Origin of the sequence: Vreelandella vilamensis (assembly GCF_031451755.1) — a bacterium.
Lineage (GTDB): Bacteria > Pseudomonadota > Gammaproteobacteria > Pseudomonadales > Halomonadaceae > Vreelandella > Vreelandella vilamensis.
The window spans coordinates 161,968-174,295 of the sequence record NZ_JARWAN010000004.1 but is presented as its reverse complement, the minus strand read 5'-3'; the positions used below and the strand labels follow the sequence as shown (position 1 = coordinate 174,295).

Genomic DNA, 12,328 nt, shown 5'->3' with positions numbered 1-12,328 from the left:
TTAGAATCCTAGTTCATCAAGCAGATCATCGACTTGATCTTGGCCGCTCACCACATCGGTTTTTTCCTTGTCCATTTGTGGTCCGTTGCGCAGTTTTGCGTGCTCGTCGCGCTCATCATGGGCTTTTATGCCTTCTGTGATACCGGGAGCACTTTCCATTAGGACCTGCACCAGCTCTTGTTCGATGGTTTGGATCACGTCCATCATCTTTTTGATGACTTGGCCGGTTAGGTCCTGAAAGTCCTGTGCCATCATCACTTCGAGGAGTTCTTTTTGTGCAATGCCCACTTGAGTGGGTACTTGCTCAGCAAGAAAGTGGCGCGTATCGGTAATGAGCTGTTCATCGCTTAGCGGATCATCGGGGTTTTCCAGGGATTCCCAGCGCTTGGATAAAGATTGGCTGTCGCTTTCGAGCTTATCTTGGGTCGGTTGAGCCCGCTCAACGGCGTTTAACGAGCGCTCCGCCGCTTGCTCTGTCATTGAGGCGACATAACGAAGACGCTCGCTGGCATCAGGAATGGCCTGCGCTGCCTGCTCGATTTGCTGGTCCAGCCCCAGTTCCTTCATGCTTTCGCGTAGCATACGCGTCAGCTGGCCAATTCGTTGGATGACCTCATCCGCGCCATGTTCGTTAAGCACAGAGGGCATAGCACCATCATGCGCGTTCGTTGGATTTGCCATCCTGTCCTCTCTTGACGTGAGTTTCTGAGCTCATGATGCACGACAAAACGTACTTTTGCCTATTCGCTTGGGGCGTTGTTAGGGGGGAAAATTGCGCTAGATCAAGATCTCTCAATGCCCGTTAAAAAGTGGTTCGTGCTTTGCCACTGCGATTCACACCAGACGTGATGGCATGAGTTGACGTGAATTTGCCACTTCAAATCACGTAAACTGCCAGTCACGTAAACAACGCCTCCTAAGGCAAGGCCGCTTAGCATAAGTCTTTCTTGTTCGAGAGATTCCCGTGTTCGAGAGGCAACCGTTGCAAGTGAAACGCTGAAAATAGGTCGATAAGAGAAGAGACGCGTGTGAAAAATGCTAAAACGGCTGATGAACTAAGTTCTGCTGGTGATCGTTACTTTGATGGAATGGCAGACAAATTTGCCCGTTCTCTTTATAACGCCCCACGGGGGGCGTTGCGCCTAGCGCTGCTTGATACATTGTTGCCTGAAATGCTTACTCTTCACCAGCAGCCGGTGTTGGATGTGGGCGGTGGGCTGGGTCAGCAAGCAGCGTGGTTCGCTCAGCGCGGCCATGCCGTTATATTGACGGAGCCGTCAGGCGATATGCTGGCGCGAGCTCAAGATGAAATAGACGCCCAAGCGGCCCTCAGTGGGCATGTGCGCTATGTGAAAGCGCCGCTGCAAAAGCTCGCTGAGGTTGCGCCTGGCCCTTGGCCGCTGATCGTGTGTCACGCCGTGTTGGAGTGGCTCGGGGACCCACATGCCGCCCTGGTCGAACTTAGCCGGTGCTTGGCGCCGGGCGGCCAGCTGAGCTTAATGGTGTTTAACCGCGATGCGCTGCGTTTTTCCAACGTGGTGAAGGGCAATATGCAAAAAGCGTTAAACGACGAGCTCGAAGGGCTGGGTAAGGGGCAGCGATTAACGCCTATCTCTCCGTTGACTCATGCGCAAATCGATCAATGGTGCGAGGATGCCGGATTGGTGATTGAGCATGTCGCGGGTATTCGAATTTTTCAGGACTATTTGCGGGAGCCACCCGCTTCAAAAGCGCAGCACTTAACGCTGTTAGCGCTTGAAAAACAGTATTGCCGCGTTGATCCCCACTGGCGCTTTGGGCGCTATCTACTTTATACCCTGATCAAGCCATCTGAATTACCCCCGGAGACCCCTCTATGAGTGGCGCAACCAAAAGCGCAAGCCCCAGCTGCCAACTGCTGCAGCGTCAAGACGATATGTTTGAGCGCGGTGACACTACCGAGCCGCTATGGGCCGTGGCGCCTCCTCAAGACGCGTGGCTCATGGCACAGGTGCAAGGTGTTATTAGTGCTGACCATGCTGTATTGAAAGCTGTTCAGGCGAATAGCAAGGTTGCGCAATCCCCATTTACTCAAGTGTCGATACCTAACGACGCCCGAGTGGTTTTGTTCTGGCCTAAAGCTCACGAGCTAGGTATTTGGTGGCTTAAGTGGCTGTGCGAACACTTATCGCCCGGCGCGACTATTAATGTGGTGGGTGAGCACCAGGGCGGCATTAAGCGCGTACCCAAGGTGCTCACTGAGCTCGGGCTTAACGGCGATAAGATTGATAGCGCTCGGCGCTGTTCGCTCTTTGCGACCCAAGCGCAGCCGCTGGAGCCGCCAAGTGATGCCGCTTGGAAAACCTTTGACGCGCTTGGTTTAACACTTTGCAGTCATCCCGGTGTGTTTGGGCATGGCAAGTTTGATGAGGGAACGGCACTACTGCTTGAAACGCTGGCGCATAAGCTGGCGAAAAAAAAGCGGCGGATCCTCGATGTGGGTTGTGGCGACGGCATTATTACGGCTTGGCTGGCTCAGCGAGGGCATGAGGTAACCGCGGTGGATATCAGCGAATTTGCCTTGGAAGCGACCCGCAAAACGCTTGAGGCGAATCAACTGACGGGCCGGGTACTTGCCAGCGATGTGTACCAAGCGCTTGATGATGAGCGTTTTGATCTCATCATCAGCAACCCCCCGTTTCATCAAGAACGTGATATCCATTATGGCGCGGCAGGAAGATTGATCAGCCACGCACCCAGTCATCTTCACCGGGGTGGGCAGCTAATTTTGGTGGCAAATGCATTTTTACCTTACCCGGAACGCCTAACGCTTGCGTTTGATCATTTCGAGGTATTGGCCGATGATCGCCGCTTTAAAGTTTATTGGGCCGGGTCGCGGTAATCGATGGCGGTGATGAGGTAGACCGTCTCGCCACCGGGTATCGTGACCGTCACTTCCTCGTCGACTTCTTTGCCCAACAGCGCTTTGGCCAGCGGCGCGTCGACGCTGATCCAATGCTTGGTGGTATCGGTTTCGTCGTGGCCGACAATGCGAATATCGAGCGTTTTGCCGTCTTCGTCTTCGAGGCTGACAAACGCGCCGAAGAACACCTTTCCCGTATCCGCTGGTAGGCGGTCGACGAGCTGCAGTTCATCTAAACGCTTGGTGAGGTAGCGAATTCGCGCGATGACACGGTTTAATTCCTTTTTATTATAGGTGTAGTCCGCGTTTTCCGAACGATCACCGAGTGCGGCGGCTTCGCCCACTTTTGTAGAGAGGGCAGGGCGTTTGACGCGCGATAAGTGGTCCAGAATGCCGCGTAGGCGCGCCGCTCCCTCAGCGGTGATAACGTTGCTTTTGGGTTCCTGGCGCGGGTCTTTCGCGGGGTCGCGCCAGCGGGTCATGTTTCTGCCTTTCATGAGTACGCGTCTCCACGTTAAGCACAAAGCGGTTACGGTAAAAGCGCTTTGCGCGGCCAAAGTTGGGGCCCGTTTAGGTGGCGATTAATTCAAACGTTCGTTACATTAAGTGTTGCCGCTTTATTGATGCCAAATAGAGTGCCACATAAAAACAAGTTGGAGATATGCATGCAATTCACAGATTCCTTGATGACAAAAACGGTTCTGAGAAAAACGCTGGCAGTGACGCTACTAGGCGGGACGTTTGCCTTCGCCTCTTTGACCGTTAGTGCCTATGAAAGCGAGCTCTTCTCGCTTAAAAATCGTTGGGAGCACACGGTCACGCAAGCGCCCAAAAGCGAGCGCGAAGATATTCTCAACGCCCTGGCCGATGAAGCAAGCGTGCTAGCGGAGCAACATAGCAACACCGCGGACGTGCTGGTATGGAAAGGCATCGTGCTTGCGGCTTTTGCTCGCGAAAAAGGGGGGTTAGGTGCGCTTAGCAGCGCGAAAGATGCTCGCGATACACTGGAGCGTGCTATCGAGATCGACCCTACCGGCAACAATGGCTCTGCTTATGTCACCCTGGGGGCGCTTTATGATCGTGTGCCAGGTGGTTTGATTAGCTTTGGCGATAGCGATACGGCTGAAAAAATGTTTCAGCGCGCGCTTGAAATTCGCCCAGACGGCATCGATGTGAACTACTATTACGCGGCCTTTTTGAAGGAGGAGGGTAATACTCAGGCAGCACGTGAACACGCAAAACGTGCGGTCAATGGTAGTGCCCGGGATAGTCGAGAGACGTCAGATGAAGCGCTACGCGAAGATGCAGCATCGCTTTTACAAAGCCTCTAATAGACGTTTCAACGGGCTTGATGGTGGCATTCCCGCAAACCAACCCCGATAATAGAGCGATATGCTTATCGGGAGTATTACATGGCACCATCAACCCCGTCGCTTGGACAAGACGACGTCGAGCTGATTTCGCGTGAGGTACTGCAGCAAGGGTTTTTTCGTCTAGAAGCCTTAACCCTTCGCCATCGGCTGTTTGAAGGTGGCTTTAGCGAAACAATGCGTCGCGAAGTGCACTTTCGCCATGATGCTGTGGGGGTGCTACTTTATGATGTGGCGCGTGACTCACTGGTGTTTGTCGAGCAGCTACGCGCTGGAGCAATTGATGACCCCGTCTCACCGTGGAAATTGGAGTTGGTCGCTGGTCTGGCTGAAGAGGGTGAGGCGCTGGAAAGCGTCGCCCGCCGCGAAGCGTTTGAAGAGGCGGGGTGCGAAATTGGTGAAATGCGCAAGCTCCATACCTATTATCCAAGCCCTGGTGCTTGCAGCGAACAGGTGACGCTTTTTTGCGGGCTGGTCGATACGCAAGGGTTAGGTGGTATTCATGGTTTGGATGAGGAGCACGAAGATATTCGCGTGCATGTGGTGAGCTTCACTGAGGCATGGGAGCTCCTTGAGCAGGGTCGGCTCGATAACGCCATGAGCTTGATCGGTATGTACTGGCTTGCCGGGCAGCGTGCCTCGCTACGTGCGTTACCTGATAATGCCCCGCGCTTTACGTAAGCTAATCCCCACGCACTAGACTGACAGGAGCCCGCATGGCTAAAGCCGCCTATGTGACTGATTTAAAATCCCTGCAGGGCGAGTGTAGCGCCAACTATCTGCGCCTGATTCGTCTGGTGGGAGATATGGAACAAGGTCAAAGCCGCGATATTTGTTTGAGCGAAGAGGGCTCAAGTGCTTTGCACCTGTATATCCAAGAAAACGCGCCCTACACCACAATGATTCAAGTGTCGCAGACGGGCCCTTTGGATCACGTGGTCGAAAGTCCCAAAATGCGCGTTCACCTTTACCACGATGTGCGTATGGCAGAAGTCACGGATTTCCAGCGCGAGCGCCACTTTCATGGCCGCTATCGCTACCCCAATCCGCGCATGCACCAGCCCGATGAAAAACTCCAGCTCAACCGCTTTCTGGGTGAGTGGCTAGCGCATGGCCTCGCTCATGGGCGCAGCGAATATATGCCGGAGATGCCTTAATGCGCATTGTGCAGGTTACCGACGCACATCTGTACGCCGACCCGAAAGCGCACTCGCGCACCGGGATACCGCTGACGCAGTTCAGCGCCGTCATTGACGCGGTAAAAGCGCAGCACCCTGATTTCGTCATCGTCACCGGAGATATCAGCCAGGATGAAACGGCGACATCGTATGCGCATGCCGTTGAGCAGCTAACGTTGTTGTCATGCCCTTGGTTTTGGCTGCCAGGTAACCACGATCAACTCGACCTGATGGAAGCCGAGCATCCGTTGCTTGACGAAGTGGATCTTGATGATTGGCGTATGCTGCTATTGAATACACAAGTGCCGGGTCAGCCCTACGGCGAACTCGGGCCGGATAAGCTTGGTGCCATGGCAAAACGGCTAGAAGCGGATACGCGCCCCACGTTAATTGCCATGCATCATCCTCCGGTTGAGGTTGGAGCCAGCTGGATGGATGCCATTGGCTTACAGGACCGCGCGGCATTTTGGCAGGCGTTAACAGCATACCCCCACGTCAAGCTGATCGTTTTTGGTCATGCCCATCAAGCGTTTGCTCAGTCTTACGCGATAGATGAAGGTCACGTAGAGGTATACGGTTGTCCCGCTACCTCGGATCAATTTATGCCGAGAGCAAAAGCCTTTGCGGTTGATGAAGCTTCTCGCCCAGGGTATCGCGTCATAGAGCTAGACGGGGCGCAATGGCAGACGTGGATAGAGAGAGTCAATCTTTAAGAAAAACGGCGGAGAGCAGGTTGTGTCGCTTAAAAAAGTCGTTACAAACATCAGTTATCTAGCGTTAATTTTCACGCTGGTGGCTTGTTCTTCCCGTTACCCGCTCGACATGACCGAGGAAGAGTGGTTATCCCTTTCGGCTGAGCAGCGCGTGAACGTAAGAGCACAACAAGCGGCGCTTGATATTAAACAAGCAGAGGAGCGAAGAGCGGCAGCTGAGGCACGACAAGCTGCGGCAGAGGCAGAGGCGTTGGAATATCGGAGTGCACTGCAAAGCGCCTCATACGGTCAGCGAGTTCAATGTACGTTGAACGGTGAGGCTTATCTCCGAGGAGAGTGGAAAGTGATTGAGCCTATTGCGATTGATACTGTTGTAGGCAGAACTCTCGAAGTTGATGTTTTTTCTCAACATTCACGTCATTCAGCGCAAGTATATGCCTCGTTTGACGGTCAGCGCGTCCAGGTGTGTGACCGCGATACATCTTCTAGGCGCGCTTACACACGCTGTGTGGTACTTGCTGCGACACAGCGACAATTTCATAGCGGTGTATCATCTTCGGTAATGGCGAGCGATTTTCTTCGCGGCACCATGCGTTGCGACTTGCCTCTGCGGGGAGGGTGGTAAAGTTAAAATAAAAATGGAATAAAAAGATAGTTATTAATTCTTTTGGGTTATTAATGGGCTAGCGTTACCCTAATTGCATTCAATTATGTTTCAAAACGCCTTCTGAAACGGCGTTTGAAACAGATTTTTTGCGATGAGGTAGTGGTACATGGTCCAGCTTTCCAACGTCTCGCCCCAAGAGGCCGGTGCTTACCAGGTAACGGAACCGTCAGCGCCGCCTGTCCCCGATGCGACTCGCCTAACGCATTTAAAGCAGTTAGAAGCGGAGTCGATCCATATTATTCGCGAAGTGGCGGCGGAGTTTTCCAACCCGGTGATGATGTACTCCATCGGCAAGGATTCGTCGGTCATGCTGCATTTAGCGCGCAAGGCATTTTACCCCGGCACGCCCCCGTTTCCGCTTTTGCACGTTGATACCACCTGGAAATTCCGCGAGATGATTGAGTTCCGTAACCGCATGTCGAGCGAGGCGGGGATGGAACTGATCGTCCATACCAACGAAGAGGGCCGCCAGGCGGGGATCAGCCCCTTTGATCACGGCAGTGCTAAATATACGGATATCATGAAAACCCAGGCGCTGAAGCAAGCGCTGGATAAATACGGCTTTGATGCCGCTTTTGGTGGTGCCCGTCGCGATGAAGAGGCGTCCCGTGCTAAGGAGCGTGTTTACTCCTTCCGCGATAAGTACCACCGCTGGGACCCGAAAAATCAGCGACCGGAACTTTGGAACATCTACAACGCCAAGATAAACAAAGGTGAGTCTATTCGCGTTTTCCCGCTCTCCAATTGGACCGAGCTGGATATTTGGCAGTACATTTATCTTGAGCACATTCCTATCGTGCCGCTTTATTACGCGGCCCCACGCCCAGTGGTCGAGCGCGATGGCATGCAGATCATGGTTGATGACGACCGTATGCCGCTAGCGCCGGATGAGGTTCCCGAAGAGAAATGGGTTCGTTTTCGTACGCTGGGTTGCTACCCGCTCACGGGCGCAGTGGAATCTCACGCCGCGACACTGCCCGAAATTATCCAGGAAATGTTGCTGACCAAAACCAGCGAGCGTAGCGGTCGAGCGATTGACCACGACCAGGCCGGCTCGATGGAGCGGAAAAAGCGTGAAGGGTATTTTTAAAGGGAAGGGCGAATGGCACACCAATCAACATTGATTGCGGATAACATTGAGCAGTATCTGCATGAGCATGAAAATAAAGACTTGCTGCGTTTTATTACTTGCGGCAGCGTCGATGACGGCAAATCCACCTTGATCGGGCGGTTGTTGCACGACTCGAAAATGATTTTCGAGGATCAATTGGCCGCGATTACGGCTGCCTCTAAAATTAGCGGCACGACGGGCGACTCGGTGGATCTGGCGCTTTTGGTCGACGGACTGCAATCCGAGCGCGAGCAGGGCATTACCATTGACGTGGCGTATCGTTTTTTCTCGACTGAAAAACGCAAGTTTATCATCGCCGACACGCCGGGGCATGAGCAGTACACCCGTAACATGGCGACCGGCGCCTCGAACGCGAGTTTGGCCATTATTCTGATCGACGCCCGTTATAGCATACAAACGCAAACGCGCCGCCACAGTTTTATTGCTGACCTGCTGGGCATTCAGCACCTGGTCATCGCGGTGAACAAAATGGATTTGGTCGATTTTTCCCAAGGCCGTTTTGATGAAATTAAAGCCGAATACCAGGCATTCGCGCAGAACTTAAATGCGCGGGATATTCGCTTTGTCCCTATCTCTGCATTAGCCGGCGATAACGTGGTCAACCCCAGCGAGAACATGCCCTGGTATTTTAATGCCAACGATGCAGGTGGGTCGCAATACGCGGGTGAGACGCTTCTGAGCCTTTTGGAAAACGTCGAGATTCGTCGCGATCAAAACCTGGCCAATCTGCGTCTGCCAGTGCAGTACGTAAACCGGCCGCATCTGGATTTTCGGGGTTATTGCGGCACTTTGGCCGCCGGTATTGCGCGCCCCGGGCAACGGGTCAAAGTGCTACCCTCGCAGAAAATCGCCACGGTTGAGCGGGTGGTGACCTTTGATGGCGACTTGGACGCGGCGTATCCCGGTCAAGCCATTACGCTGACGCTGGATGAAGAGATCGATATTTCGCGTGGGGACTGGCTTGTCGCGGCGGATGAAACCGTGCCGCTATCCAATGCGTTTAGCGCCGATATTGTCTGGATGCATGACGATGTGCTTACGCCTGGCAAGCTTTATGATTTCAAGCTCGCCACCCGCGATCTTTCCGGTCAGGTGCGGCATATCGATTATCAAGTCGATGTGAATACGCTGGAAAAGCACGCTTGCGATTCGCTCGCGCTTAACGCCATTGCCCGCTGCGACGTTGAGCTTACGGCGGAAATTCCGGTCGACGATTATCGTCAAAGCCCCGGTACGGGTAGCTTTATTATTATCGACCGGCTGACCAACGTCACCGTCGGCGCAGGGATGATACGCAACGCCGTGGCCGCCAACGACGCAGCGCCTCAAACTGACTGGGCGGCATTTGAGCGCGACTTAAATACCTTGGTCCGCAAGCATTTTCCCCACTGGGAGACGAAAGACATTCGCTCACTGCTTTAAGCGCTATCAAGCGTTATTAAGTTGCATTCACGCCTCACCTTAAAACGTGTACCTTAATGGAATACGTATAGGAAGGGGCGTTTTTATGTCGCAAGGCCAAAGGTTGCCAGAGCCACGACGGTGGTATGTATGATAGTGCGCAGCTTACGCATGCTGTGGCATTTCATTAAGCGATTGTTGCATTTGCTGGCTTCCCCGGTTCGCCGTAATCGAGGGCGGGGCGGTATTATGGTGCATCCGTACCGTGGTTACGGCTCCCAGCAGGAAGCCTTTGTGATGGGGCGCGTTTTTCGCCAGACAATGCTCGGGCGCGCGATTCCCCGACACGGCCTATTACGTGATATCGCCGACGTGGCGCGGCGAATTTTTCGCTGTGGACTTGCCGATACATGGGTTGGAGTCTATATCGGAGAAAACCAGCACCAGACCGTGACGGATCGGGACGGCTATTTTGATGTGCGTGTGCCGCTTGAACATCCGCTGCCGATTGATGTGTCATGGCACCGGGCCGATATTTGGGTGAGAGCAGAAGGGCAAACGCCCATTCGCACACAGGTGGAGGTGTTCGTGCCGCCACCTGAGGCCGATTTACTGATCATCAGCGATATCGACGATACGGTGATGTTTACCGGTGTGGCAGAGAAGCTCAAAATGCTTTATCGCCTTTTTGTGAAAAAGCCGCACCGTCGCACGGCATTTCCCGGAGTTGCCTCGCTCTATCAAGCGCTTCATCGCGGCGAAAGTGGGAAAGCCGAACGGCCTATTCTCTACGTCTCGCGCGGTCCTTGGGCGATTTATGAATTATTGGAAGCCTTTTTTCAGCTTAATCGCATTCCCGTGGGGCCTATTTTGTTCCTACGCGAATGGGGGATTTCCTGGCGCCATCCTCTGCCACGTCGCGCTGAAGACCACAAACGCGATTTGATTGACCGCATGCTGGCGCTCTTTGATGGCTTACCCTGTGTGCTGATCGGCGACAGCGGACAGCACGATCCCGAAGTCTATACCGGCATCGTTAAAGCGTATCCTCACCGCATTGCGGCGATTTATATCCGCCAAGTGGGAAGCGATCCTCAGCGCGAGGAATCAATACGCAAACTGCAGCGTGAACTAGCGCACACTTCTTGTGATCTTATTCTGGCCGCCGACAGTATCAAAATAGCCGAACACGCCTTTGAGAACGGTTATATCTCAGTGCGCGGGTTGCAAGCGGTGAAGCGCGATGTGGCCGAGATTCACATTGCATAATGTAGGTAGGTCGCTTTCAGAGGCATTTTCTCTATGATCGTCTTATTGACCATTTTTTTGCTGGCTATCTTCGTGCTGCCCAATCTTTGGGCGAAATGGGTGCTGAAACGCCATACACGTGGGCGCAATGACTACCCAGGAACTGGCGCCGAGTTGGCCGATCATTTAGTGCGCCGCTTTGGTATCGAAGGCGTGAAGGTCGAGCGCAGTGAGCAGGGCGATCACTATGACCCCGAAGCGCGTTGTGTGCGGCTTTCCCCTGAGAACTTTGATGGTCGCTCGCTGACCGCCGTTACCGTGGCTGCCCATGAGGTCGGGCACGCCATTCAACATGCGCAAGGCTACGCGCCGCTCATCGCCCGAAGCCGCCTGGTCAAGCTAGCGCAAAAAGCCGAAAAAGTGGGCGCGCTGTTAATGATGGCCGCGCCGTTTCTGTTTATTTTGACCCGCTTACCCGGCGGGTTGGTGTTGGTGGTCGGCATGGCGGTGATCAGTTTCGGCACCGCCGCCGTGGTGCATTTGGTCACGTTACCGGTGGAGTTTGATGCCAGCTTCAACCGCGCTCTGCCGATGCTTAAAGAGTACGTTCCCCCCTACGATATGCCCGGTGCCCGACACGTACTGACCGCCTGCGCGTTTACCTACGTCGCCGCCTCGCTTGCTAGCGTCATGAACCTCGGCCGCTGGCTGGTGATTTTGAGGCGATAGCTCAACCGGGTTTATTGGCTATCACCACCGCGCGGCGCGGGGCGGGGTAGCCTTCAATCGTGCGGGTGTGATCCGATGGGTCGAGAAAATCGACAAGCGACTGGTAGGTCATCCAATCCGTGGAGCGCTGCTCATCAAGCGTGGTGACGGCTTCATCGACCACGCGCACGTTACAAAAGCCGCAGCGTTCGAGCCAATGGCAAAGCGCCTTGGAAGAGGGCAGAAAGTAGACATTCGGCATCGCGGCGTAGCGCTCGCCGGGGAGTAGGACCGTTTGCGCGTCGCCCTCCACTACCAATGTTTCTAGTACCAGTTCGCCACCGGGCGTGAGAGCGGCTTTTAGCTGCTGTAAATGCTCTAGCGGCGCAGGGCGATGGTAAAGCACGCCCATGGAAAACACAGTGTCGAAAAAGCCCAGGTTTTCCGGCACGTCCTCGATACCCACGGGCAGAAAGTGCGTTCGATCGTTATCGGCGTTGCCAACGAAATGACGCACGGCGTGAAACTGCCAGTAAAAACGCGGCGAGGGGTCAATTACCAAAACGAAATTGGCGCCGGCGCCTGCCATGCGCCAAGCGTGGTAGCCGCTGCCGCCGCCAACATCCAGCACTTTACGGTATTCAAGCGGCGCCAAATGCGGAGCGACGCGCTGCCACTTCCAGTCCGAGCGCCACTCGGTGTCGATATATATACCGCCAAGCTGAAAAGGCCCTTTGCGCCACGGCGCCAGTTTTTTTAGCAGATTTTCGCATTGGCGATGCTGGCTCTCGCTAAGGTCAAGGTCGACCGTGACGGTATCGCAATCCAACTGCACGGTGCGTTTGGCGGGCAGTTCGGGCAGTTTGGCTACGGCTTTTTCCCACATGGGTAAGTCGCCGTGGCGGTTGCGGTCAAGGCCGCGCGCCAGTTGCTCGGGCAGGCGTGCCAGCCAAGTGTCCAGGCCCTGATCGATAAAGGTGTGGTAAAGCTCGCCGTGGGGGTGGGACAT

General features: G+C 54.4%; 14 protein-coding genes. 11 read left to right on the top strand and 3 right to left on the bottom strand.

The features are described 5' to 3' along the window. Window positions 1-681: a protein phosphatase CheZ gene (cheZ, locus tag QC823_RS04115; protein ID WP_309655083.1), complete on the bottom strand. Its 681-nt coding sequence runs from the start codon at window positions 679-681 to the stop codon at window positions 1-3. Between the two features lie 407 nt (window positions 682-1,088). Here cheZ and QC823_RS04110 point away from each other — a divergent pair, with 407 nt between their 5' ends. Both QC823_RS04110 and QC823_RS04105 read left to right on the top strand, forming a co-directional pair. Then, on the top strand, window positions 1,089-1,859 hold the full coding sequence (locus tag QC823_RS04110) for a methyltransferase domain-containing protein (protein WP_309655117.1): 771 nt from the start codon (window positions 1,089-1,091) through the stop codon (window positions 1,857-1,859). Continuing rightward, window positions 1,856-2,881, top strand: coding sequence for a methyltransferase (locus QC823_RS04105; RefSeq protein ID WP_309655082.1), 1,026 nt, complete (start codon window positions 1,856-1,858; stop codon window positions 2,879-2,881). The genes QC823_RS04110 and QC823_RS04105 overlap by 4 nt, the downstream gene beginning before the upstream one ends. On the opposite strand, the gene greB is transcribed toward QC823_RS04105, so the two are convergent. Then, window positions 2,860-3,399, bottom strand: coding sequence for a transcription elongation factor GreB (gene greB / locus QC823_RS04100; protein WP_309655081.1), 540 nt, complete (start codon window positions 3,397-3,399; stop codon window positions 2,860-2,862). The genes QC823_RS04105 and greB overlap by 22 nt on opposite strands. 189 nt (window positions 3,400-3,588) lie before the next feature. Here greB and QC823_RS04095 point away from each other — a divergent pair, with 189 nt between their 5' ends. From QC823_RS04095 to QC823_RS04055, 9 genes are all read left to right on the top strand, one after another. Then, window positions 3,589-4,233: a TRAP transporter TatT component family protein gene (locus QC823_RS04095; protein WP_422823578.1), complete on the top strand. Its 645-nt coding sequence runs from the start codon at window positions 3,589-3,591 to the stop codon at window positions 4,231-4,233. An 81-nt stretch (window positions 4,234-4,314) separates the two neighbouring features. Next, on the top strand, window positions 4,315-4,953 hold the full coding sequence (locus QC823_RS04090; protein ID WP_309655079.1) for an NUDIX domain-containing protein: 639 nt from the start codon (window positions 4,315-4,317) through the stop codon (window positions 4,951-4,953). Between the two features lie 35 nt (window positions 4,954-4,988). Next, window positions 4,989-5,429, top strand: coding sequence for a DUF1249 domain-containing protein (locus QC823_RS04085; RefSeq protein WP_309655078.1), 441 nt, complete (start codon window positions 4,989-4,991; stop codon window positions 5,427-5,429). Then, window positions 5,429-6,163, top strand: coding sequence for a metallophosphoesterase (locus QC823_RS04080; protein ID WP_309655077.1), 735 nt, complete (start codon window positions 5,429-5,431; stop codon window positions 6,161-6,163). Before QC823_RS04085 ends, QC823_RS04080 begins: the two co-directional genes overlap by 1 nt. 22 nt (window positions 6,164-6,185) lie before the next feature. Beyond that, window positions 6,186-6,788 carry a hypothetical protein gene (locus QC823_RS04075; protein ID WP_309655076.1) on the top strand — a complete coding sequence of 201 codons (603 nt, stop codon included), beginning with the start codon at window positions 6,186-6,188 and terminating at the stop codon, window positions 6,786-6,788. Window positions 6,789-6,936: 148 nt separating this feature from the next. Continuing rightward, complete coding sequence (gene cysD, locus QC823_RS04070) at window positions 6,937-7,920, top strand: sulfate adenylyltransferase subunit CysD (protein WP_309655075.1); 984 nt, start codon at window positions 6,937-6,939, stop codon at window positions 7,918-7,920. Between the two features lie 12 nt (window positions 7,921-7,932). Then, the gene (cysN, locus tag QC823_RS04065; protein WP_309655074.1) at window positions 7,933-9,384 is read left to right on the top strand and encodes a sulfate adenylyltransferase subunit CysN; all 1,452 of its coding nucleotides are present in this window, start codon (window positions 7,933-7,935) and stop codon (window positions 9,382-9,384) included. Between the two features lie 129 nt (window positions 9,385-9,513). Continuing rightward, the gene (locus QC823_RS04060; RefSeq protein WP_309655073.1) at window positions 9,514-10,632 is read left to right on the top strand and encodes an App1 family protein; all 1,119 of its coding nucleotides are present in this window, start codon (window positions 9,514-9,516) and stop codon (window positions 10,630-10,632) included. Window positions 10,633-10,665: 33 nt separating this feature from the next. Beyond that, complete coding sequence (locus QC823_RS04055; RefSeq protein WP_309655072.1) at window positions 10,666-11,340, top strand: zinc metallopeptidase; 675 nt, start codon at window positions 10,666-10,668, stop codon at window positions 11,338-11,340. A 1-nt stretch (window position 11,341) separates the two neighbouring features. Here QC823_RS04055 and cmoB read toward each other — a convergent pair whose 3' ends face one another. Further along, window positions 11,342-12,328, bottom strand: coding sequence for a tRNA 5-methoxyuridine(34)/uridine 5-oxyacetic acid(34) synthase CmoB (gene cmoB / locus QC823_RS04050; RefSeq protein ID WP_309655071.1), 987 nt, complete (start codon window positions 12,326-12,328; stop codon window positions 11,342-11,344).